The organism is Natrinema thermotolerans (genome assembly GCF_031165565.1).
Taxonomy (GTDB): Archaea; Halobacteriota; Halobacteria; order Halobacteriales; family Natrialbaceae; genus Natrinema; species Natrinema thermotolerans.
Window position 1 is genome coordinate 2,944,131 of sequence record NZ_CP101873.1, and the last position, 22,426, is coordinate 2,966,556.

General features: G+C 67.4%; 19 protein-coding genes. 12 read left to right on the forward strand and 7 right to left on the reverse strand.

The annotated features are described in order from the left end of the window. The first annotated feature begins 8 nt into the window (after positions 1-8). Together NP511_RS15200 and NP511_RS15205 are read left to right on the forward strand one after the other, a co-directional pair. Positions 9-2,948 carry an oligosaccharyl transferase, archaeosortase A system-associated gene (locus NP511_RS15200; RefSeq protein WP_049966155.1) on the forward strand — a complete coding sequence of 980 codons (2,940 nt, stop codon included), beginning with the start codon at positions 9-11 and terminating at the stop codon, positions 2,946-2,948. Between the two features lie 68 nt (positions 2,949-3,016). Then, on the forward strand, positions 3,017-3,958 hold the full coding sequence (locus NP511_RS15205; protein WP_049966156.1) for a DUF368 domain-containing protein: 942 nt from the start codon (positions 3,017-3,019) through the stop codon (positions 3,956-3,958). Between the two features lie 8 nt (positions 3,959-3,966). Here NP511_RS15205 and NP511_RS15210 read toward each other — a convergent pair whose 3' ends face one another. Genes NP511_RS15210 through glpA form a run of 4 tightly spaced genes read right to left on the reverse strand, consistent with a single transcriptional unit; the run spans position 3,967 to position 9,507 of the window. Next, a complete protein-coding gene (locus NP511_RS15210) occupies positions 3,967-5,127 on the reverse strand; it encodes a Cdc6/Cdc18 family protein (protein ID WP_049966157.1) in 1,161 nt (386 codons plus the stop codon). Beyond that, on the reverse strand, positions 5,127-6,467 hold the full coding sequence (locus tag NP511_RS15215; protein ID WP_049966158.1) for an anaerobic glycerol-3-phosphate dehydrogenase subunit C: 1,341 nt from the start codon (positions 6,465-6,467) through the stop codon (positions 5,127-5,129). The genes NP511_RS15210 and NP511_RS15215 overlap by 1 nt, the downstream gene beginning before the upstream one ends. Positions 6,468-6,507: 40 nt before the next feature. Then, positions 6,508-7,812 carry a glycerol-3-phosphate dehydrogenase subunit GlpB gene (gene glpB, locus NP511_RS15220; protein WP_049966159.1) on the reverse strand — a complete coding sequence of 435 codons (1,305 nt, stop codon included), beginning with the start codon at positions 7,810-7,812 and terminating at the stop codon, positions 6,508-6,510. Next, entirely contained in the window at positions 7,813-9,507 is a 1,695-nt protein-coding gene (gene glpA, locus NP511_RS15225; protein ID WP_049966160.1) for an anaerobic glycerol-3-phosphate dehydrogenase subunit GlpA, read from the reverse strand. Between the two features lie 240 nt (positions 9,508-9,747). Between glpA and glpK the strand changes: the two genes are divergently transcribed. From glpK to NP511_RS15240, 3 genes are all read left to right on the forward strand, one after another. Next, complete coding sequence (gene glpK, locus NP511_RS15230) at positions 9,748-11,289, forward strand: glycerol kinase GlpK (protein ID WP_049966161.1); 1,542 nt, start codon at positions 9,748-9,750, stop codon at positions 11,287-11,289. A 2-nt stretch (positions 11,290-11,291) separates the two neighbouring features. Further along, positions 11,292-12,344, forward strand: coding sequence for a DUF7973 family transport facilitator (locus NP511_RS15235; protein WP_049966162.1), 1,053 nt, complete (start codon positions 11,292-11,294; stop codon positions 12,342-12,344). 136 nt (positions 12,345-12,480) lie between these two features. Beyond that, on the forward strand, positions 12,481-13,161 hold the full coding sequence (locus NP511_RS15240; protein WP_049966164.1) for an HAD-IIB family hydrolase: 681 nt from the start codon (positions 12,481-12,483) through the stop codon (positions 13,159-13,161). A 36-nt stretch (positions 13,162-13,197) separates the two neighbouring features. On the opposite strand, the gene NP511_RS15245 is transcribed toward NP511_RS15240, so the two are convergent. Both NP511_RS15245 and NP511_RS15250 read right to left on the reverse strand, forming a co-directional pair. Continuing rightward, positions 13,198-14,118 carry a hypothetical protein gene (locus NP511_RS15245; protein ID WP_049966165.1) on the reverse strand — a complete coding sequence of 307 codons (921 nt, stop codon included), beginning with the start codon at positions 14,116-14,118 and terminating at the stop codon, positions 13,198-13,200. Between the two features lie 29 nt (positions 14,119-14,147). Next, on the reverse strand, positions 14,148-14,510 hold the full coding sequence (locus NP511_RS15250; protein WP_006649587.1) for a hypothetical protein: 363 nt from the start codon (positions 14,508-14,510) through the stop codon (positions 14,148-14,150). Between the two features lie 138 nt (positions 14,511-14,648). Here NP511_RS15250 and NP511_RS15255 point away from each other — a divergent pair, with 138 nt between their 5' ends. The 6 genes from NP511_RS15255 to NP511_RS15280 all read left to right on the forward strand — a co-directional run bounded on the left by NP511_RS15255 (position 14,649) and on the right by NP511_RS15280 (position 19,788). Next, positions 14,649-14,984, forward strand: coding sequence for a hypothetical protein (locus tag NP511_RS15255; protein WP_049966166.1), 336 nt, complete (start codon positions 14,649-14,651; stop codon positions 14,982-14,984). A 70-nt stretch (positions 14,985-15,054) separates the two neighbouring features. Further along, positions 15,055-16,083, forward strand: a complete 1,029-nt coding sequence (gene twy1 / locus NP511_RS15260) for a 4-demethylwyosine synthase TYW1 (protein ID WP_049966167.1) — start codon at positions 15,055-15,057, stop codon at positions 16,081-16,083. Positions 16,084-16,348: 265 nt separating this feature from the next. Then, a complete protein-coding gene (locus tag NP511_RS15265) occupies positions 16,349-17,152 on the forward strand; it encodes a DICT sensory domain-containing protein (RefSeq protein WP_049966168.1) in 804 nt (267 codons plus the stop codon). Between the two features lie 144 nt (positions 17,153-17,296). Then, positions 17,297-18,004, forward strand: coding sequence for a DUF120 domain-containing protein (locus NP511_RS15270; protein WP_049966169.1), 708 nt, complete (start codon positions 17,297-17,299; stop codon positions 18,002-18,004). Then, positions 18,001-18,708 (forward strand): 3,4-dihydroxy-2-butanone-4-phosphate synthase, encoded by a 708-nt coding sequence (gene ribB, locus NP511_RS15275; RefSeq protein WP_049966170.1) that lies wholly within the window; start codon positions 18,001-18,003, stop codon positions 18,706-18,708. Before NP511_RS15270 ends, ribB begins: the two co-directional genes overlap by 4 nt. 141 nt (positions 18,709-18,849) lie before the next feature. Beyond that, positions 18,850-19,788, forward strand: coding sequence for a branched-chain amino acid transaminase (locus NP511_RS15280; RefSeq protein ID WP_006649578.1), 939 nt, complete (start codon positions 18,850-18,852; stop codon positions 19,786-19,788). 362 nt (positions 19,789-20,150) lie between these two features. Here the strand turns inward: NP511_RS15280 and NP511_RS15285 are convergent, their stop codons facing one another. Beyond that, on the reverse strand, positions 20,151-20,840 hold the full coding sequence (locus NP511_RS15285) for a DUF502 domain-containing protein (RefSeq protein ID WP_006649577.1): 690 nt from the start codon (positions 20,838-20,840) through the stop codon (positions 20,151-20,153). Between the two features lie 141 nt (positions 20,841-20,981). On the opposite strand from NP511_RS15285, the gene NP511_RS15290 reads away from it, so the two are divergent. After that, positions 20,982-22,355 carry an MFS transporter gene (locus tag NP511_RS15290; RefSeq protein WP_049966171.1) on the forward strand — a complete coding sequence of 458 codons (1,374 nt, stop codon included), beginning with the start codon at positions 20,982-20,984 and terminating at the stop codon, positions 22,353-22,355. Positions 22,356-22,426 lie beyond the last annotated feature (71 nt).

Sequence of the window (22,426 nt, forward strand, 5' to 3'; positions counted from 1 at the left end):
GGAACCTAATGAGTACGGACACCGAACACGTCGACGAGGGAGCAGAAACCTCCACCCTCGAGGCGTGGCGAGACTGGTATCATATCCCCGTCGTCGGGGTCGTGATGCTGTTTATGGTCTGGGTCCGAACCCAGATGTACGACCGATTCGTCACGGACGGCGGACAGCCCGCGCTGTCCGGTATCGACTCGTGGTATCACTGGCGAACGATCAACTGGACTGCCGAAAACTACCCGCACACGATGCCCTACGAGGTCTGGACCGGATTCCCGTCCGGCAACTACGTGGGCCAGTTCGGGACGCTGTTCGACCAACTCATCGTCACGGTAGCGATGATCGTCGGCCTCGGTGATCCGTCGCCCGAGACCCTGTATACGGTTTCGCTGCTTGCGATTCCGGTCATGGCCGCGCTCGTCGCGATCCCGGTCTTCTACGCCGGGCGGCGACTCGGCGGGACGATCGGCGGCATCGTTTCGGTTCTCGTCCTCGCTCTCGCGCCCGGGACCTTCCTTCGGCGCTCGTTGGTGGGGCAGCTCGACCACCACGTCGGCGAGGTGCTGTTCATGGCGATCGCGGTCCTGGCGATGATGGTCGCGTTGCGCGTGGCCGAACGGGACAAGCCGATCTACGAACTCGTCGTCGACCGCGACTGGGATACCCTCCGGTCCCCACTCGTCTACAGCACGCTCGCGGGGATTGCGATGACCTTGTATATCTGGGTCTGGCCGTCGGCGATTCTTCTGATCGGGATCTTCGGCGTCTTCTTTACCGTACAGCTCTGTGTCGATTATCTCCGGGGCGTTTCGCCCGACCACGTCGCCTTCGTCGGGGCAGTAAGCCTTGGCGTCACGGGGCTGCTGTCGATCCTGTTGATCGAACGGCCCGGCAGTACGGGATCGACATCGTTAGGCCTCCTCCAGCCACTCGCTGCTTTCCTCGTGGCCGCCGGCTGCGTGTTCATGGCGTGGCTCGCCCGTGAGTGGAACAACCGTGATCTCGAGCGCCAGTACTACCCCGTCGCCATCGCGGGCCTCCTCGGTGCGATCGGAGTGGGGGCGTGGCTCGTCCTGCCCGGCCTGTTCGATACGATCGTCGGCAACGCGGTGCGCCGGGTTCTCCCGATCGGCGGGACGGCAACGGACCTCACGATCGGCGAGGCCAAGCCACCGGATCAGTTCCTCTCTCACGTCTTCGACGAGTTCGGTGCCGCGTTCTACACGATGGTTGCGGGGCTCGTGTTGCTCGTCGTGCGGCCGCTTCTCGGCCGCGAGTATCGCGCCGAGTATACGCTGGTGATCGTCTGGTCACTGTTCCTGACCAGTATGGCGGCCACACAGCTTCGGTTTGCGTACTACCTCGTTCTCGCTGTCGCGGTCGTTAACGCCGCGTTCGTCGCGGACGTGGTTCGGCTGTTCGATCTCGATATCAGGGGCGGCATCGAATCGCTCAGGTCGATCGAGACCTATCAGGTGGTCGTCGTCATCCTCGTGGTCTTGTTACTGTTTGCGCCGTTGTTACCGCCGCTGGCATCGGGAACGGCCTGGGGGAACGCCGAGGGCGCTCGACCGCACCCCGACGCGATGGCCTGGGAGGAGTCCAACGAGTGGCTCGCGGAGAACACGCCGGCACCGGGTAACTACGGCGGTGCGAACAACGCCGATACGCTCGACTACTACGGGAGCTACACCCCAGAGGACGGTGATTACGAGTATCCCGACGGGGCCTACGGCGTCATGTCGTGGTGGGACTACGGCCACCTGATAACGACCCAGGGCGAACGGATCCCCCATTCGAACCCGTTCCAGCAGAACGCGCGGTCGTCTTCCGAGTTCTTGACTGCCCAGTCCGAGGCGGAAGCGGAACTGATCCTCGATGGGATCGCCGCCGGTGAACCCGTCGTGAATCGATCGACCGAGGAACTCGAGGGAGCCGTCGGCAACGACTCTCAGGAGGGCGAAGGGATCCGATACGTGATGATCGACGACCAGATGGCCGGCGGGAAGTTCAGTGCGATCACGGCGTGGTCCGGGCCCGATTACAGCGCGTACGTTCAGAGCGAACAGTTCCAAGCTGGAAACAGCTCGATCCAGCTTCCGAGCGGAAATGAGGTCTACGAGAACACGACGACCGCGTCGCTGTATCGGCAGGACGCGGCCGGCATGGAACACTACCGGCTGGTTCACGAGAGCGACGACTACGCGATCGTCGGCGGGATGCAGGTGGGCAATCAGCGACTCCCCCACTACTCCCTGCCGATTAGCCGGTACAACCGGGCGACCGGACAGAACCTCGACACCGGCTGGAGTAACCAGACGGCAGCGATTCAACAACAGCTCGCACAGGCCCGAAGCAACGACCAGGTGTATCAGCAACTCGGCGTTCCGATGTGGGATGCCCACGTCGAGTCGAGAGTCAAGACCTACGAACGCGTCGCGGGCGCGACGATCACCGGTAGCGTCGACGCCGAGTCGATCGACGCCGACAACGCCACGGCCGTAGTCAGCGTCCCGCTCGAGACCGGCACCGGACGGACGTTCGCCTACAGACAGACCGCCGACGTGGACGCGGACGGCAGCTTCGAGGTGACTGTCCCGTACGCGACGAACGACGAACTCGGCGTCGAGGACGGCTACACCGACAGCAGCGTCGAGGCGCTGGGCAACTACACCGTTCGGGCCATCGCGCCCTCCGGCAACGAGACCGTCCAGTACGGCGGCGAAACGACGGTTCCGGAACCGGCCGTCGTCGACGGCGAGTCGGTCGACGTCACCCTCGAGGAGATCGAGACCGACACGGGTAACGAGAGCAACGAAACTGCTGGGAACGAAACGACCGGCAACGAGACGGACGACGGCGGGTCGACTGACGACGGCACGGCCGGCGACGGATCGACGGACAACGAGACGGCGGCGGCCGTCGCGCCGATCGCCGCCGAGCCGGCGAGCTGATCGGTCGCTCGCCGATCGGACACCCAGCGGGAAGAAGGCTTTTGCGAGATCCGCCCCAAATACCGACGATGCGGGAGCTTTTCGCCGTCTACTTGAAGGGGTTCTCCATGGGATCTGCCGACGTCGTCCCCGGCGTTTCGGGCGCGACGATCGCACTGATTCTCGGGATCTACGATCGGTTGATTCGGGCGATCACGACGATCGATCCCCGAAAATTTCGATCGGCGTGGCGGCTCCACGAGCCGGCCCAGCGGGCGGCCCTGCGGGCCGAACTCGAGCGGATCGACGCCGGCTTTCTGGCGGCGCTCGGACTGGGGATCGCGACGGCGATCGTGGTGTTGTCGCGGGTGTTACACACCGCGGTAACCGAGTATCCGGTGCCGACCTACGGCTTCTTCTTCGGGTTGATCAGTGCGTCGGCGATCGTGTTGTACGGCGAGATCGATCGCTGGCCCGGTCGGCGACTCGCCGTCTCGATCGCGGGGATCGCGATCGCCGCCGCGATCACGGGTGTGACGGCAACGGGCGTCTCACACGGGCCGGCGATGGTCGTCCTCGCGGGTGCGATCGCGGTCTGTGCGATGATCCTCCCGGGGATCTCCGGGGCCTTCTTCCTGCTGCTACTGGGCCAGTACGAGTTCATGACTGCGACGCTGACCGCGTTCGTCGACGGCCTGCTCGGGCTGGCCGGCGGCGGGACCGCCGGGTCGGTCGTCGAGTCGGGGACCGTCGTCGCGCTGTACTTGCTCGGGACGGTGATCGGCCTGTTTACGATGGCACACGTCGTTCGACGCGCGCTCGAGTCCTACCGGGCAGCGACGCTCGCTTTTCTGGTGAGTTTGATGGTCGGGGCGTTGCGCCTGCCGGCGACCGAGATAGCGACCAACGTCGGCTCGGAACCGACCGCGACGCTGCCGATTGCGGTGGCGGCGGGGGCCGTCGGCGTCGTCGCCGTTCTGCTGGCGAACCGATACACAAGCGGACTCGAGTACGACGACCCTGCCGGCTAGCGCGTCGATCAGTTGCCGTCGGCCGTCGTCAGCGCGCGGAACGCGATCGTCGGAAACCGCGGCTCGACCGTACTCGGCCGGCGACCGCTGCCGCCCGACCGTACCGCCACGGGCATTCGTTCGACGACGCCCCGGTCCGCGAGTTCGTACAGGAACCGCTCGACGGTCCCGGCGGTCAGCGACGACCGGTCGGCGATGGCGGCCGCGATTTCGTCGATCGGCCGGTCGTCCGGCTCGAGGGCGACCAGTGCCGACAGCACCCGCTGGCGGGTTTCCGAAAGCGCCAGCGCCCGGCCGACGTGGACGCCGTCATCGGGGACGGCCGCGCGGGCCCGCTCGAGGTGGGGCCGCTCGATCCGATCGGCGTCGTCCTCGCTGGCGAGGACGGCCGCACCGAACAGCGCCGCCAGGGCGTCGTGGGCGTTCCCGTCGGCCCAGGCTGCGAGGTCGCGGACGGCGTCGTGATCGAGCGCGCCCGCGGCGAGCCCCGTCGAGACGCGATCGGTGATCACGTCGACGAGTTCGTGATCCCGGTAGGCCGGGACGGTGACGGTCGCTCCCTCGTGGCCGGCCGGTTCGGACGCCCCGACCGCGACGACGGTGACTCGCTCTGTGACGGGCGCAAGCAGTTCGCGGGCTCGATCCGGGCCGAGGGCCTCGGACTCATCGTGGTGGTCGACTGCGACGACCGCGCGCCGATCGCCGCGAGTCAGCCGCTCGCGAAGCCGGTCACGCAGGTCGTCGGTCCCGACGCCGCTCTCGGGGACCCGCTCGCTCGAGAGCCCGGACAGCACCGCGCGATAGAACGCGAAGGGGCTCCCGACCCGGCGGCCGTCGACGGTGACGAACCAGGTCGCCGGGCCGGTGGTGCCGCCCCGAGTCGTCGTCTCGATAGCACGGCTCGAGCCGCCGAACCCCTCGTTCATGGCGTCGAACAGCGCCGTCGTAATCGCCGACGTCCCGGAGCCGGGCGGCCCGACGACGGCGACCGGGGGCGGCAACTCGCCGTCGAAGACCGGCTCGAGGGCGTCCAGCAACTGCTCGAGGACCGGGCCCCGGCCGATCGGCTCCGGCCGGTGGACGACCGGGCTGAGCGTGTTACGGTCGACGACGAGCCGTCTCCCCTCCCGGGCCGACCGCCGTCTGGCGATCCGTTCCTGCAGGTCCATTACTCCGCGCGTGCCCCCGTCGCGTTCGTGCCCGTCCCGTCCCCGACGAGCGCCGCAGCCAGCACCTCGAGGGTGTGGGTGATCTCGTAGCCGGTGCCGTGTTCCATCTGCATCGAGCAGGTCGGACACTCCGTCAACCCTGCTTCTGCGTCGGCCTCGTCCATGTGGTCGAACATCTCCGCGCCGATCTCCATGGAGGTTTCGTAGTTCTCTTCCTTCCAGCCGTAGGTGCCGGAGATGCCCGAACAGGAGTCGCCGACGTCGTGGGCCTCGACGCCGTCGATGGCGGCGAGCAGTTCGACTGTCTGGCCGTCGAGCCCCTGATTGCGGGCGTGACACGGTGCGTGGTAGGCGAAGTCGTCGAACTCCTCGCCGACCGACGTTCCCTCGAGTTCGGCCTCGAGGTCCTCGTGGACCCGCAGGTATTCGACGGCATCCCAGGTGTTCTCGGCGACGGCCTCGGTGTCCTCGAAATCGAACAGTTCGGGGTACTCCTGGCGCAGCGACATCGAACACGAGCTACAGGAGGCGACGATATCGGCCCCGTCTTCGATGGCCGCGGCGAGTTCCCGGACGTTCGTCTCGGCGGCGCGACGGGCGTCCTCGAGCATGCCGTTGGCGAACATCGGCGTTCCCGAACAGTCCTGGTCGGGGACCATGATCTCGTAGCCGAAGTGTTCGTAGACGCGGACGAGCGCCTTCGCGACCTCGGGTGTGTTGTAGTTCGAGTAACAGCCGTGGAAGTATGCGATACGCTTGTCGGGGTTCTCGACCTGTGCGCCGCCCCGTGCGGTCCACCACTCGCGGAAGGTCTCGGTTGCGAACTCGGGGAACTCCCGCTCGCCGGCGATCCCGAACAGTTTCTCGCCGAGCCACTGGGTCGCAGAGAGCCCGGTCACGAAGTTCGCCGTCCGAGGGAACATGGCCCCGAGGGGGGCGAGCCGGCGGTAGTTCGCGAGCATCCGGTTGCGCCAGTACTCCCGGGAGAGTTTGCTCATGTTCTCCTCGACGTACTCGGCGCGGGCGGTGTTGTGCATCTGCGAGAGCGGCACGTCCGATGGACAGGCGCTGTCACACCGCATGCAGTTCGAACACTTCATCACCGACTCGTCGATGTCGTGATCGTCCTGTCGTTTGAGCCGCCACTGCTCGGGCCCCTGGAACTTCGGACCGGGGAACTCGTCGTCGACCTCGGCGACCGGACACTCGGTATCGCAGGTCGAACACTTGTAGCAGTCGTCGGCCCCCGGTCGAAGGTCGGTCTCTCCGGCCTCCGGAAAGACCTCGATCGGTTCGAACTCGTCGCCACTGTCGTCGGTCGGTCGTTCTGCGTCGCTCATTGGATCACCTGAATCAGTCGTCCGAAATCCGTCGTCTCGTTCATCGACACCCCTCCGCGGCGCGCCGACCCGCGACGTAGCCCGTCGCAAGCGAGACGCCGCTGCCGGACTTCTCGGCCGCGAAGTCGTAGCCGCCCAGGACCGCGCCGGCCGCGCGCAGGTTCGCGAACTCGAGGGCGTCGTCGGCATCGAGCGGGCGGAGGTCGCGGTCGACCGGCAGGCCGAAGCGGGCGTAGGGCTGATCGCCGAAGACATCGTCGACGAACCAGTCGTAGCGGTCGGCGGGGTGGGGGACGTGACAGTCGAAGACCGGTTCCGAGACGCGCTCGCGGTCGGACTGCACGCCCTTCCCCACGAGCCCGCCGGTCGCGAGAATGTACTGGTCCGCGCTGTGGGGAACCTCGCTGCCGTTGCGGTCGACGGTGACGCGGTCGATCCGCGCGGGGCCGCTCGAGCCCGCGCCGTCGGCCCCGGTCTCGTAGTCGACGACCGGGACCCCCGTCGTCACGCGGACGCCCGCGTCGGAGAGCGCGTCGAACAGCAGGTCCTCGAGGCGCAGTCCGGGGAGGCTCGGCGGTCCCATCGGGACCTCGAAGACGTCGACGCCGAGCCGGTCGGCGAGATCGGCCCTGACCGCGTCGGCGCTGTCGTCGCCGAGGATCGCCGGGAACCCGACGCGGGACTCGCCCTCGAGGCGGGAGCGAACCGTCTCGACCAGCGCCGCACGCGCGGTGGACTCGCCGGCCGCCGTCTCGACGGGTTCGTCGCGGTCGAGCAGGTGGGCATAGCGCGTGACTTTCGCGTCGTCGCGCTCGATACCGGGAAAGCGGACCGTGACCCCGCGGGCGTCGAAGGGGACCCCGGCAGCCTCGAGATGGGCCGCCGCCAGCGGGGCCTCGAAGTCCGGCAGCGTCGCGAAGCCGACGAGCAGGGCGTCGCGGTCGTCGCTCGCCAGCCCGGCGGCGGTCGCGGTCGGGTACCGCGCGGTCGGCTTGACGGTGCCACCGTGGGTCGGGACGAGCGCGTTCGCGTCGGTGTGTGCGCCCGCGTAGGCTTCGCCTGCGATCTCGTCGAAGAAGGCGAGGGCGTCGCGGACCGCCTCGGCCCCGACTCGCTCGTAGGGGTGGCCCTCGGGGAGGTCCGCGAGGGCCGAAAACGGGTCCGCGAGCGGGCCCTCGCCCGTCGGCGTATAGCCCAGCACGTCGATCAGGCCGCTGGCGTGACGGAGCGTACTCTCCTTGTGGGAGACGAGCCGAACCCGGACGTCCCGCTCGGCCGCAGCCAGTGCGGCGGTCGCACCGGCCAGCCCGCCGCCGACGACGAGGACGTCGTCTTCGATGGCCATTCAGTCGTCCCCCCGGGCTTCTCGAGCCCCGCCGCCGTCGAACGCCGCGAACTCGATCTCCCCGGTCGCGTCCGCGGGGTCTCGATCCCGGTTCATCGTCGTCGCGTGCAGGGCGTAGTTGAGCATCGCCTGCGAGAGCTGTTCGCCCCACAGGGCGTGACGTTGCCCCTTCCAGCGCTCGGCGACGAGTTCGTCGAGCGCCGCCCGGACCGTCGCCTCGTCGTACTCGGGGTGGAGTTCGTGGGCCATGTTCTGACAGCAGAACCCGCCCTGGCAGTTCCCCATCGAGGCCCGCGTCCGAATGCGGACCGCGTTCAGGTCTGCCCCCGATCCCTCGATCGCGTCGCGGACCTCCGCGCGGGTCACGCCCTCACACTGGCAGATCACCGGGTTCGGCTCGTCGGTTTCGAGGACCTCGCGCGCCCGGCTCCCCAGCCGTTGCTTGCTCCGGCGGGCCACCGGCGAGCGCAGCCCGAAGTCGTCCATCCCCGCCTCGAGCCGTGCGAGGTTCTCGCTGCCGGGCAGGGGTTCGTCGGCGGTCGAACACGAGGCCGTGACGCCCAGTTTCGCACAGACGTGGTCGGCGATCTCCTCGGCCATCGCCCGGTAGGTGGTGAACTTGCCGCCGACGATGCTTGACATACCGGCGACGCCGTCGCGATCGGCGTGATCGAGCAGGAAGAAGTCCCGCGTGATGTCGGTCGGATCCTGCGTGCCGGTTCCCGGCGGCTCGTAGAGCGGGCGCACGCCCCAGAACGAGCGGATGGTCCGCGATTCGGCGAGGATCGGCACCAGTTCGGAAAGCGTGTCGATCATCGCTTCGACCTCCCACTGTTCCTCGGGGTAGTCGTCCGGATCCGCGACTTCCTCGTCGGTCGTCCCCAGGATCGCGGTCGTCTCGTGGGGGACGATGATGTCGGCGTCGCCCTTCGGCCGACAGCGGTTGATGACGGTGTCGACCTGCCGGACGTTCATGATCGTCATGACGCCCTTGGACGGACGGACCTCGATCTCTAAGTCGGCCATCGCGCCGATCTGGCCCGCCCACGCGCCGGTCGCGTTGACGACGTACTCGGCGGTGATCTCCTCGGTGGTCCCGGCCGCGGCGTCGCTTCGCTTGCCGGGCCCGGCACCGTGGCGGACCTCGACTCCGTAGACGTCGTCGCCCTCGCGCAGGAGGTCGATCACCTCGGCGTGGGTCTCGATCCGCGCGCCGTGGGCCTCGGCGTCGACGGCGTTCGCGACACAGAGCCGGAACGGGTCGACCGCGCCGTCGGGGACCTCGATGGCCCGCTCGACGTCCTCGGCGAGGTACGGTTCGATCTCGCGGGCCTCCCGCCCCGAGAGGACGCGGGCCGGAATCCCGCAGTCGCGACAGCCCTCGAGTTTCTCCCGGAAGTAGTCGTCCGAGTCCTCGGGCCGCTGTACGAACAGGCCGCCGGTCTCCTCGACGCAGTGCCCGGCGATCTCCCGGAGCGTTTCGTTCTCCTCGATACATTCGGTCGCGCTGGCCTGATCGGAGACGGCATAGCGGCCGCCGCTGTGTAACAGGCCGTGCATCCGACCGGTGGTTCCGTCCGTGAGGGTCCCTCGTTCGACGAGCGTGACCTCGAGACCGCGGGTCGCCAGATCGCGGGCGATCCCACAGCCGGTCGAGCCGCCGCCGAGGACGAGGACCTCGGTGTCCCGTGCCATTCGTTCACCGGACCTACGGTCACCCCACTCTTTATTTTATCGCCGCCGAGCTAACACTCGTAACTCACTTTTCCCACACCGTCACTGACGGCGATTTGGCGGCGAACTTACTGTCTTGATCCACTTATTCCCCATCGTTCGTGAAATCGTTGGTAACATTTATAACGATCGTCGGTGTCGTTTACTGGTATCACGCGACCGGCAGTAAACGAATCGCGTGGCGGTACGAGGTGACTACCAGTGACAGACACAACGTACGTCGGAGCGGTCGACCAGGGAACGACCGGGACCCGGTTTATCGTGTTCGATCACGAGGGCCAGGTCGTCGCGAACGCCTACGAGACACACGAACAGATCTACCCCGAACCCGGCTGGGTCGAACACGACCCGATGGAGATCTGGGAGAACACCAAAGCCGTGATCCAGCAAGCGCTCGGACAGGCGGGGATCGCCCCGTCCCAGCTCACGGCCATCGGCGTGACCAACCAGCGGGAGACGACGGTCCTCTGGGACGCCGACAGCGGGAAACCGGTCCACAACGCCATCGTCTGGCAGGACCGCCGAACCACCGATCGCGTCGAGGCCCTCGAGGAGGAGGGGAAAGTCGAGGCGATCCGCGAGAAGACCGGCCTCGAAGCCGACGCCTACTTCTCGGCGACGAAGGCCGAGTGGCTGCTCGATAACGCCGATCCGATCAAACTCGAGCGCGCCCGACCCGAGGACATCCGCGACCGCGCGGAGAAAGGCGACGTGTTGTTCGGGACGATCGACACGTGGCTGATCTACAACCTGACCGGGAACCACGTCACCGAGGTCACGAACGCCTCGCGGACGATGTTGTACGACATCCACGACCTCGAATGGGACGACGACCTCCTCGAGGAGTTCTCGATCCCCGAGGCGATGTTGCCCGAGGTCCGGCCCTCCAGCGACGACGACACGTACGGCACGACCGACCCTGACGGGTTCCTCGAGGCCGAGGTGCCGGTCGCGGGCGCACTGGGCGACCAGCAGGCCGCACTGTTCGGCCAGACCTGTTTCGACGCCGGCGACGCCAAGAACACCTACGGCACCGGTTCCTTCTTCCTGATGAACACCGGTGACGAGGCCGTCGAGAGCGATCACGGGCTGCTGACGACGATCGGGTTCCAGCGCTCGGGCGAACCGGTCCAGTACGCGCTCGAGGGGTCGATCTTCGTCACCGGCGCGGCCATCGAGTGGCTCGAGGACATGACGCTGATCGAGGATCCCGCCGAGACGGCGGAACTGGCCCGCAGCGTCGACTCGACGGACGGCGTCTACGTCGTCCCCGCCTTTACCGGACTGGGCGCACCCCACTGGGACCAACGGGCCCGCGGCACCATCGTCGGGATGACCCGCGGCACCCGCAAGGGACACGTCGTTCGCGCGACGCTCGAGTCGATCGCCTACCAGACTCGCGACGTCGCCGAGGCGATGGAGGCCGACTCGGGCATCGAGATGCGATCGCTGAAGGTCGACGGCGGCGCGGTCAAGAACAACTACCTCTGTCAACTCCAGTCCGATATCATCGGCTCGGAGATCGTCCGCCCCGTCGTCGACGAGACGACGGCGCTGGGCTCGGCCTACGCGGCCGGCCTCGCCGTCGGCTACTGGGACGATCCCGACGAACTGCGGAGCAACTGGCAGGTCGACGCCGAGTTCGAGCCCGAGATGGACCGCGACCGCGCTGACCGCCGATACGAACGCTGGAACGACGCCGTCGAGCGCTCGCGCGACTGGGCGCGTGACGAGGAGGAGTAACGATGTTGCAGCCGCTCGTTACCGTCCCCATCGTCGGCATGGAACTCGAGGCCTTCGCCGTCCTGCTCATCGCCGCCCTCGCCGGCGGCGCGTTCGGCGCGGCCCTCGGTGCCCTTCCCTCGTTCGTCTTCACCGGCTTCGTCGTCTTCCTCGGCGAGGGGCTGGCCGTCCTCGAGGGCGAACTCGGCGGTGATGTCGCGACTGACATCACGGGGGTAATCGGTTTCGGCGCGGTCACCGGCCCCCACATCGCCTTCGCCGGCGGCGTCGCCGCGACGGCCTACGCCGGCCGGAAGTATCCCGAGATGGAACCCGACGACTGGGACTACCACTTCGGCAAAGACATCCTCTACGCGTTCGGCACGAAACCGGACATCCTCGCGGTCGGGGCCGTCTTCGGGGCGCTCGGGATGCTCATCACGCGCGTCATGGGCGGGCTCGGCTTCCCGACCGACAACATCGCGCTGTCGGTCGTCGCGACGGCCTTCCTCGCCCGACTCGCGTTCGGCTACCCGATCGTGGGCCGGGTCGGCGGCTCGAGCGTCCTCGACATGTCGCCGTTCGAGCGCGACGAAAAGCGCATGGCCGCCGACGGCGGCACCGAGACCGACCGGCTGACGACCGAACCCTGGCTCCCCCACCAGTACAAGTGGGCCGGCGTGACCGCCATCGGGATCGTCGGCGGGCTGCTCGGGGGCTACATCTGGCTCGAGACCGGGAGCATCTTCATGGGCTACGCGATCTCAGCCATGAGCCTGCTCTTTCTCAACCTCGGCGTCGAGAAGATCCCGGTCACCCATCACATCACGCTGCTGGGTGCCGTGGGCGCGGTGATCGCCATGCCCGCGATGGGCAGCGAACTGGTCGCGTTGCTCGCCGCCGGTGCCTTCGGCGCGATCAGCGGCCTGCTCGGCGAGGTGAGCCAGCGCGTGTTCTACTCCCACTCCGGGACACACGTCGACCCGCCGGCGATGGCTATCGCCGAGTTCATGCTCGTCCTCGGTGTCCTCTATCTGGCCGGGTTGCTCCCCAACGCGGGCTATCTCGCTCTCTGAGCGGCCAGAATTTCGCGTTTTCGACGAACGGCATCTCAGTTACGCTCGAGCAGCGACGACGAGGCGCGAGTCGCCGTCGGGGCGACTACGTCCACCGATCCGACCGTTTTAGGGGCCGGCTTACCCATTGCTCGGTATGACCGCCGATCCGCCGCTGGTGCTGGACATCGACGGGACGCTCACCCGCCCGGAGGGGTGGGGCATCGACCCCCGCGTCTTCGATCCGATCCGCGAGTGGGAGGCCCCGGTCGTCATCGCCACCGGGAAGGCGTTTCCCTACCCTGTCGCCCTCTGTCATTTCGTCGGGATTCCGGAACTCGTCGTCGCGGAGAACGGCGGCGTCGTCTACACCGGCGACGATGTCTTCTTCACCGCCGATCGCGAGGCCGCCCGGGCCGTCGCCGAGGAGTACCGCGCGGCGGGCTACGACCTGGGCTGGGGCGAGGAAGACACCGTCAACCGCTGGCGCGAAACCGAGATCGCGGTCAATTTAGAACAGCCGCTCGAGCCCCTGCGCGAGATCGCCGCCGACCACGGCCTCGAGGTGATCGACACCGGCTACGCCTACCACGTCAAGGACACCGATCCGAACAAGGGCGAGGGGCTGGAGACGATCGCCGACCGCGTCGGGATCGACCTCGCCGACTGCGTAGCGGTCGGCGACTCCGTCAACGATGTCTCGACGTTCGAGGCCGTCGGCCGGAGCGTCGCCGTCGGCAACGCCGACGAACTGGCGAAAGCGGCCGCCGACGAGGTCCTCGACGCCGTCCACGCCGACGGGACGCTCGCGGTCCTCGAGCGGGTCCGCGGGTCGTAGTCGCCGTCAGGGGGACCGCGCCGCGACCGCCGATCGTTACTCGCCGTTCTCGATGACGTCCTCGAGCCACTGTTCGGGGACGACCCGTATCTGGCCGGCCGCCCCCAGCGAGTCGGTCGTGAGGAAGACGAGGTCGTCACCCGAGGCGACGGCCAGCCCGCCGCCGGCGACCGCATCCCAGTGGTTCAACACGGTGTCGGGCACCGTCAGCGACCGCTCGCCGTCGACCTCGGAACTGGCGACGTACCGGATCCCGTCGCCGTCCTGAATCGGATCGAACTGCCCCGAGACGACGACGGCGTCGCCGGCCTCGCGGATCCCCCAGAAGACCTCCGACCCCAGCGACAGGATCGTCCGGTCGAACGCGGTTTGGGGGACCGGCACCTCGCTGCTGTGTTCGTCGAACGCCGCCGCGCCCAACTGCTCGTAGGCTTCGGGTTCGGCAACTTCGGCAGCGTCCGGTTCGCGCTCGGCGTCGCCGGACTCGGCCGCAGTGGTCGGCCCGCTCGCGGCGTCACCGGACTCGGGACTCGAGGCCGCGTCCTCGATGTCGATCGATGTCCTGGCGACCTCGCTGGCCGCGTCGCCGCCGGCGTGGTCTTCGCGACCGGCGTTTCGTTCCCGCCCCTCGAGACCCTCGATGTCGGGTGACGTACTGGCGACGTCCGACGGCTCGACGCCGGTCCGGTCGCGAGCCGCCCGGCGCTGGTCGATCGCGATCGCGAGGAGGAGCCCGCCCGCGCCGAGCCGCAGATAGCCGTGCCCGCGGTCGCCGCGTCGCAGCGCCCGGACGCCGCTCAGGAGACTCGCGAAGCCGGCGGCACCGGCCGGCGCGCCCGATCGAACGCCGCTTCGAACGGTATCGAGCGCTTCGGCGAGGGCATCGTCGATCCCCGCGACGCGTCGCTCGTCTGCCGGCTCCTCGTCGGTCTCGGTGGTGCTGTCTCGCTGGCTCATGCTGAAATCGAACTCGCGGTCCGTCAGGTTCAGTTCCCGGCGCTCGAGTCGCCCTCGCCCGCCCCCTCGGCGAACTCGTCGGTCTCATCCGCGGCCGACGACTGGACGTCGCCCATGTCGAACGGCGAGCCGATTTCGTCCTCGTTGATCGCCCGGTCGAGCGTCCCTTTGTCCGTCACCGCACCCAGTCCCTTCTCCTCGACCGCCGACTGGATCTCGCCCGCGTCGATCGCCGAGTCGACGCTCCCGTCGTTCGTCGACGATTGCAGCGCCCGGCGGACGACGAGATAGCCCGCGAGCGCCGCACCGCCGGAGGCGACCGCTCCCGGAACCCCGTAGCGTTTGTAACCGAACGTGACTGCTTTCTTGCCGATCGTGTAGGCCCCAATCATGGTCATCGCTTGGATCGGTACGGGAAAGAGGGCGAGGCTTTCGTACGGAAGCCGGCAGCCGACCGCCGGACCGAACACACGACAGGGCCGCGAACCGGGTCTCAGAACGCTTTTCCCTTCCTTGTCGTAAGTCCGAGTATGGTTTCGCTGCAGGCGGTCGCCGTCGCCGTCGTCGGGTTCGCGATCGTCATCGCCGCTGCGGCCGCCGTCTACCGGGACGCGAGCCGCCTCGAGATCTCGCGGCCGGCGCTGTGGGCGGGGTTCGTGTTCGTCACCTGCGGGGGCGGGCTGGTCACGTACCTGGGGCCGCCGGACGTCCCGATCCCCGGCCTGCTCGTGATGGTGATCGCGGGCCCGGCCCTGTACCTCTTCGAGCGCGACGACGCGAGACACGGTGACGAACCCGCCGATCCGCACGCGCTGCCCGACGGCCCGGGCGGCGACTCCTCGAGCGACCGCTCCGGCGAGGAGTAGGTGGCGGTCCCGCGCCGACCGTCCCCGACACCACACACCTTTTGACGGGTCCCGTCCAACGACCGCCAACATGAGCGACTCCGCGAACCCCGGGGGCGACGCAGGTGCCGACGCCACCGCCGACGGCGACGACGGCGGGCCGGCACAGGTCTCGAGCCCGAACTACCACAGCGAGAGCCACACGGCCGCCCAGACCTGCGGCTGGACGGCAAACGCCGTCCGCGGCGAGGGGAAGTGTTACAAGAACATCTTCTACGGCATCGAGTCCCACCGCTGTATCCAGATGACGCCGGTGGTCAAGTGCAACGAGCGCTGTGTCTTCTGCTGGCGCGACCACCAGGGCCACGCCTACGAGATGGACGACGTCGAGTGGGACGACCCCGAGGCAGTCGTCGACGCCTCGATCCGGCTCCAGAAGAAACTGCTCTCGGGCTTCGGCGGCAACGACGAGGTCCCCCGCGAGGTGTTCGAGCAGGCGATGGAACCGCGCCACGTCGCCATCTCGCTGGACGGCGAGCCCACGCTCTACCCCTACCTGCCCGAACTCATCGAGGCCTTCCACGATCGGGATATCACCACCTTCCTCGTCTCGAACGGCACCCGGCCCGAGGTCCTGCGGGAGTGCGACCCGACGCAACTCTACGTCAGCGTCGACGCCCCCGAGCGCCACACCTTCGATCAGGTCGTCGGCGCGATGGAAGACGACGCCTGGGAGCGCCTGCTCGAGACGATGGACGTTCTCGCCGCGAAAGACGAGACCCGGACCGTCCTCCGGACGACGCTCGTCGAGGGTGAGAACATGCACCACCCGGACTGGTACGCCGGCTTCTACCAGCAGGCCGATCCGGACTTCATCGAACTGAAGGCGTACATGCACGTCGGCCACTCACAGGGTCGACTCGACCGCTCGGCGATGCCCGACCACGAGGCGGTCGTGGACTTCGCCGAGCGGGTCGGCGAATACATGCCGGCATTCGACGAGGTCAAAGAGGTGCCGGCCTCCCGCGTCGCCTTGCTCGCCAAGACCGGCGATACGTGGGTCCCCAAGCTGAAGAAAGGCAGCGAGTTCTGGGAGCGCGATCCGGTCGTGGGCGATTAGCCGCGTCCCGCCGGCCGTGTCGGCCGCTCCGCTCGCCGGCGTCGACGGTCACACCCGACACTGATCGCGCGCCCGATGTGGACACGGCCGCTCGCGGCCTCGATTCGATCACTGTTCCTGACACGCTCTTTCTTTCCGTCTGATACGTCAGGTGGGTCGATCGATCGACTCCGAGACCGCATCGCCACCGCGCGGGAAACGGGGTCGTCGATCCGATCCGACGGCGGCGACAACACTTACGTACCGAACGGATGAACGTTCTCCAGTGACTCTCCGATCGTTCATCGACGACGTCGGTTCGCCCGATCGGACGATCGCGATCGTCGCCGACGGTTCCACGGGCCCGCTCGCCGAGATGCTCTCCGACGCGTTCGCGGGCCAGCCGATCGCCGTCGAACGGGCCGAAGCCGGTGCGATCGGATCGGATCCCGACCCCGAAATCGACGACGCGCTCGCAACTGAGGGCGATACGGCCGTGTTGCTCGAGGACGGGCAGCCGGTCGCGGCCTCGCCGATGCGTACGTTGTACGACGCGATCCTCGCGATCAACTCGGACCTGTTCGTCACTGGCGCGCGCGGCATGGGCGAGATCGCCTTCCCCGACGTGCTGGCGGGGCTGGAAGGCACCCGGCTCCGACTGCGTGGCTACCCGCTCGCACACAAGGAAAAACTCCTGTTGATCGTCGTCTCGCGGTATATCGAACAGCGGGCCTGGGCGGCCGGCAGCGGCACGTTACGGAGCGCGTTCCAGCAACTCTCGCGCATCGACGACGAGATCGGGACCTACGAGACCTACGCGGAACTCGCCGAAACCGACGTCGACGTTCACGTCTACGGCGTCGACGACGGCTGTCCGCCGGAACTGGACGCGACGGTTCACACCGGGACGGGGCCGGAGTACCGAGACGGCTGGTTCGTCGTCTTCGATCCCGACGATCGCAGGGCACCCGACGCCGTCGGCACCGCACTCGTCTGTCTCGAGACCGAACCCCGCGTCTGGGACGGCTTCTGGACGACCGACCCCGACCGCGTCACGCGGATCGCGGACTACATCGCGCGGGAACTGTAGCCCGACCGATCATGGGAGGCGGTGGGTTTTTCCGTTCGGTCCCCAACTCCGGAATACGCGATAAACGCTCGTGAACTCCGTCACAGTTTCGTTACGCATGCCACATTCGGTATGCTTTTACCCACATGGGCAATAGGGACGAGTATGTCAGTACTCACGGAGTCCGCCGTCGGGCACGACGAACTCGCCGTGCTCAAACTCCTCGCGCTCGAGGGCGGGCTCGAGGGTGACGTCAAGATCTCCTGTTCTCGCCTCGCCGAGCGGCTCGACGCCTCGAACCAGACCGCCTCGCGACGTCTCCAACGGCTCGAGAGCGCCGACCTGCTCGAGCGCGACACCGTCAGCGACGGCCAGTGGGTCGCGATCACCGACACCGGCGAGCGAGCCCTCCACGCGGAGTACGAGGACTACCGGCGGATCTTCGAGACGGACTCACAGATCTCGCTCGAGGGAACCATCACGAGCGGGATGGGCGAGGGTCGCCACTACATCTCCCTGCCGGGCTACCAGCGCCAGTTCGAGGACCGGCTCGGCTACGAGCCGTTCCCCGGGACGCTCAACGTCGACCTGCGCGAGGACAGCGTCCGCCGGCGCAGCGCGATGGCCTCCCTCGAACCCGTCCCGATCGACGGCTGGGAATCCGACGACCGGACCTACGGTCCCGCCGTCTGTTACCCCGCGACGATCGAGACCGCCGACGGCGCGACCTACGACGACGCCTACACCATCGCCCCCGAGCGCACCCACCACGACGACGACCAGCTCGAGGTGATCGCTCCCGTCAAGCTGCGCGACGAACTCGACCTTGAGGACGGCGATCACGTCACCGTCTCGGTGGGTGATCGCGAATGACGGGTCATCACGCCGGTCCGCAGTCCAACGCCGACGGCAGCGCGGGTGCCGGGCCGACCGCCGACGCGTTCGACCGCGCACTCGAGTCGCTTCGGACGGGCGAGCCGATCCTCGTCCACGACGCGGCCGACCGCGAGGGCGAGACGGACCTGATCTACCACGCCGACGCCGTCACTCCCGAGGCCGTGGCCCGACTGCGCAACGACGCCGGCGGGCTGATCTGCGTCGCGCTGGGCTACGAGATCGCCGAGGCGTTCGACCTCCCGTTTTACTCGGACGCGGTCGAACACCCCGCGACGGCCGACCACGAACTCGGCTACGACGACCGCTCGTCGTTCTCGTTGACGGTCAACCACCGCGACACCTACACCGGAATTACCGACGACGACCGCTCGACGACCATTCGGGAGTTGGGCGCGGCCGCCGCTACGCCCGAGACGACCGCGTTCGCCGAGGAGTTCCGCGTCCCCGGCCACGTCCACCTGCTCAAGGGCGCACCGGACCTGTTGGCCCAGCGCGAGGGCCACACCGAACTCGGGCTCGCGCTGGCCGACGCCGCCGGCCGTTCGCCCGCCGTCGTCGTCTGTGAGATGCTCGACGACGAGACCGGTGACGCGCTCTCCCCGGCCGACGCTCGCGACTACGCCGACCGCCACGGCTTCGCCTACCTCGAGGGCAGCGAGGTCCTCGAGCGCTGTCGATAGTCCACCGATTCGAGCGCTGTCTCGAGTCGGCCACCGACCGCTGGCTGCCGACAACGCAGCGACGACGGCGACAGCGCCGACGGGACCACACGCAGGTCGAATCGCGAACACTTAGTACGGTGGCTTGTAACACTTCTGATCATGGGATTCGACGAGATGGACGTCGACACGATCTGGATGGACGGCGAGTTCGTCGACTGGGACGACGCGCAGGTCCACGTTCTCACGCACGGACTCCACTACGGCAGCGGCGTCTTCGAGGGCGCGCGCTGTTACGACACCGCAAACGGCCCCGCACTCTTTCGCTGGGAGGAACACCTCGATCGGCTCTTCCAGTCCGCCAAGCCCTACGAGATGGACATCGAACACTCGAAGGAAGAACTCACCGCGGCGACGAAGGAACTCATCCAGCGCCAGGAACTGCGGTCGTGTTACATCCGCCCGGTCGCCTTCTACGGCTACAACTCGCTGGGGGTCAGTCCGAAGGACTGTCCGACCCGCACCGCCATCGCCGCCTGGCCGTGGGGAGCCTACCTCGGCGAGGACGCCCTCGAGAACGGCATCGACGTGATGATCTCCTCGTGGCGGAAACACGCCTCGAGCCAGATCCCGACCAACGCCAAGACCACGGGCCTGTACGTCAACAGTATGCTCGCGGGCGAGGAGGCACGCCGGAACGGCTACGCGGAAGCGATCGTCCTCAACAAGGAGGGTAACGTCGCCGAAGGCCCCGGCGAGAACGTCTTCCTCGTGCGCGACGACGAGATCTACACGCCCGGCCTCTCGGAGTCGATCCTCGACGGGATCACCCGCGATGCGGTCATTCGGATCGCGGAGGAACTGGGCTACACTGTCCACGACGACGTCTCGATCTCGCGGGGCGAACTCAACACCGCCGACGAACTGTTCTTCACCGGCTCGGCCGCCGAAGTGACGCCGATCCGGAAAGTCGACAACGTCGTCGTCGGGGACGGCTCCCGCGGCCCCGTCACCGAGGAGATCCAACAGCAGTTCTTCGACATCGTCGAGCAGGCCCCCGAGGAGTACGACGAGTGGTTCGAGTTCGTCGACATCGAATAGCGGCTCTCGAGTCGGTTTAGATCGGTTCGCATCTGTTTTGGAGGGGGCGTTTTACTTCGAGAAACTGATTTCGTGGCCGGGAGCGCGCCTCGAGTACCACGAGAGGCGCGTGACCCGGGGAAGGGCAGGCACTCACCCGAATTCACCGCGAGCGACCGAAGGGAGGGAGCGGGCCGACGACCGATGTGGAGTGACGCGAAGCGTCACGGAACGGAGGGAGGAGTGCTTTTGATCGAAACTGAGCGGGATCGAAGATCCCGCGATGTCCAAAAGAGCGCTTCGCGCTCTTTTGAAGATTTCACCGAGGGACATCGCGGCCGCGGCGGTGCCGCGGCCGCGATAGACCGCAGGGTAAAATTTCGTTAGTCGTCATCGGACCCGGTCCGCCCGGCCTCGTCGATGACGTCGATCGAGACGCCGGCGTCCATTCCGCGCCGGTTCGCGTCACCGAACCCGGCGCTGAGAACGCGGGTCAGGGCGTCCTCGACGTCCTCGTCGAGTTCGGTGATCTCGTCGGACTCGACCTCGACGACGTAGCCGGTCGTGATGTTGGGCGACGTCGGTAAGAACAGTACCTCGCGCCCGTCGTCGGTCACTTTACCGGTCTTGAACGCGGTCATCCGGAGCCCCTCCCAGGTCTCGATCTTGACCGGCTTCTGCAGGGATTCCTGTTCGCCGAAGGCCGTCTCGGCGGCCATCTTCGAGGCGTTGTAGACTACCCGCATCACCGGCACGCGGTTGGCGATGTTGTCGACGAGCCGCTCGACGAGGCCGCCGATCGTCGTCCGCATCAGATAGCCGACCGAGAACGTCAGGATAATAAAGACCGTCAGCGCGACGATCACGCGGAGGAACTGCGCGATCTGCTCGCGGGTCTGTATCGCCTGTTGACTGGTGCCGGCGATAAAGGCCTCGAGCGCGGACTGATCGAGAATGAGTCCGGGCGTCAGCCCGGCGACGAGTCCGTAGAGCCAGTAGATCGCATAGAGCGTGACCAAGATCGGGCCGAGAACGATCAGCCCGCTCGCGAAATCCCGCTTCCACGAAGCCATTATCCACTACCTCACACTGCTGGCTAATGAGCCCTTCCCTTCAGTCGATACTGTCAGCCAAACCGGACCGAGCCGGCTGCCGGATCGGGAACGGCCCGTCGCGGACCAACGTTCAAGCCGGCGGCCCGATCATTAAGCGGTATGAGCCTCGAGCGGGAGTCGTCCGAGGAGGCCGACGCGCTCGATCCGTTCCGGCAGTTCGTCTCGCTCGAGCGGGACGTCCTCGTCCTCTCGGTGGCGATGTTCGCCTTCAGTCTGGGGTTTCAGATGACGAGTCGGTACATGGGCGAGTACCTCTACGCGCTGGGGGCCACGGGGCTGGTCGTCGGCCTGTTCGGCTCGTTCGGAAACGTGATCAGCGCGGTGTATCCCTATCCCGGTGGTGCGATCTCGGATCGGATCGGCTCACGGTACGCACTGACCGCGTTCGGGCTGTGTTCGACGGTCGGCTTCGGCGTCTGGCTCGTCGCGCCGGCGCTGGCAGGCGTCTCGGTCGGGCCGACCTCGCTTGTGATCGTCGCGGTCTTTCTCGGGCTCGTACTCGCACAGGCCTGGAAGTCCTTCGGGCTCGGGGCGACCTTCGCCATCGTCAAGCAAGCCGTTCCCCCGTCGCGGCTGGCGGCCGGCTTCGCCAGCACCGAGACGTTCCGCCGGACTGCCTTCCTCGTCGGCCCGCTGCTTGCTGCCGCGCTCTTTTACCCCTTTGGCTCGAGCGACGGCGGGATCGTCACCGCCTTCCAGTTGATCCTGGTCGTCGCGGTCGCCTTCGGCGCGCTGGGAACGCTGGTTCAGCACCGGCTCTACGATCCCGCAGGCGACGACATCGGTTCGGAGTTCGAGGGCGTCTCGCAACTGCTCGCCGACCTCCGGGCGCTGCCGGCGGAACTGCGCCCGCTGCTGGTCGCCGACACGCTCGTCCGGTTCGCGAACGGGATGGTCTACATCTTCTTCGTGATCGTCGTCACGCGCTTTCTCGAGGTCGGGCTCTCGCTGTCGCTGCCGGTGATCGGCGTACTCGATCTCTCGCCGCAGTCGTACTTCGGGGTGCTGTTGGGGATCGAGATGCTCGTGGCCCTGGTGACTATGATTCCGGTCGCGCGGGCGGCCGAGCGCGTCGGGCTCAAGCCGGTCGTCGCGATCGGCTTTGCGGTTTATGCGATCTTCCCGATCCTGCTGATCAACGCGCCGCCGGACGCGGCCGTCCTCGCGGTTCTCTTTGCCTTCTCCGGGCTCCGGTTCGCCGGGCTGCCGGCGCACAAGGCGCTGATCGTCGGCCCCGCCGAACGAGGTGCCGGCGGTCGGGTTACGGGCGCGTACTACCTGCTGCGAAATCTGATCGTGATTCCCAGCGCCGCGCTGGGTGGGCTGCTCTGGGACGGCGTTCCCAACCCGTTGACCGGTGCCGAACTGTTCGCCGGCGACCCGGTCGTCGCCTTTACCGTCGCGACCGCCATCGGACTGCTCGGGACGGGCTATTTCCTCCTGTTCGGCGAGGAGTTCGAGGCCTATCAGTAACGATCACCGTTACGGAGTCCTGCGTCCGAGATGTCCCGCCTCGAGTCCCACGGGTCGCCGCGGTCGATGGT

Bases quoted from the DNA above. Each gene is read 5' to 3' on its own strand.
- NP511_RS15285 (WP_006649577.1), bottom strand. From the start codon at position 20,840: ATGGCTTCGTGGAAGCGGGATTTCGCGAGCGGGCTGATCGTTCTCGGC.
- NP511_RS15280 (WP_006649578.1), top strand. From the start codon at position 18,850: ATGGGATTCGACGAGATGGACGTCGACACGATCTGGATGGACGGCGAG.
- NP511_RS15250 (WP_006649587.1), bottom strand. From the start codon at position 14,510: ATGATTGGGGCCTACACGATCGGCAAGAAAGCAGTCACGTTCGGTTAC.
- glpB (WP_049966159.1), bottom strand. From the start codon at position 7,812: ATGGCCATCGAAGACGACGTCCTCGTCGTCGGCGGCGGGCTGGCCGGT.
- NP511_RS15215 (WP_049966158.1), bottom strand. From the start codon at position 6,467: ATGAGCGACGCAGAACGACCGACCGACGACAGTGGCGACGAGTTCGAA.
- NP511_RS15245 (WP_049966165.1), bottom strand. From the start codon at position 14,118: ATGAGCCAGCGAGACAGCACCACCGAGACCGACGAGGAGCCGGCAGAC.
- NP511_RS15210 (WP_049966157.1), bottom strand. From the start codon at position 5,127: ATGGACCTGCAGGAACGGATCGCCAGACGGCGGTCGGCCCGGGAGGGG.
- NP511_RS15240 (WP_049966164.1), top strand. From the start codon at position 12,481: ATGACCGCCGATCCGCCGCTGGTGCTGGACATCGACGGGACGCTCACC.
- NP511_RS15205 (WP_049966156.1), top strand. From the start codon at position 3,017: ATGCGGGAGCTTTTCGCCGTCTACTTGAAGGGGTTCTCCATGGGATCT.
- NP511_RS15235 (WP_049966162.1), top strand. From the start codon at position 11,292: ATGTTGCAGCCGCTCGTTACCGTCCCCATCGTCGGCATGGAACTCGAG.
- NP511_RS15270 (WP_049966169.1), top strand. From the start codon at position 17,297: ATGTCAGTACTCACGGAGTCCGCCGTCGGGCACGACGAACTCGCCGTG.
- ribB (WP_049966170.1), top strand. From the start codon at position 18,001: ATGACGGGTCATCACGCCGGTCCGCAGTCCAACGCCGACGGCAGCGCG.
- NP511_RS15255 (WP_049966166.1), top strand. From the start codon at position 14,649: ATGGTTTCGCTGCAGGCGGTCGCCGTCGCCGTCGTCGGGTTCGCGATC.
- NP511_RS15290 (WP_049966171.1), top strand. From the start codon at position 20,982: ATGAGCCTCGAGCGGGAGTCGTCCGAGGAGGCCGACGCGCTCGATCCG.
- twy1 (WP_049966167.1), top strand. From the start codon at position 15,055: ATGAGCGACTCCGCGAACCCCGGGGGCGACGCAGGTGCCGACGCCACC.
- glpA (WP_049966160.1), bottom strand. From the start codon at position 9,507: ATGGCACGGGACACCGAGGTCCTCGTCCTCGGCGGCGGCTCGACCGGC.
- NP511_RS15200 (WP_049966155.1), top strand. From the start codon at position 9: ATGAGTACGGACACCGAACACGTCGACGAGGGAGCAGAAACCTCCACC.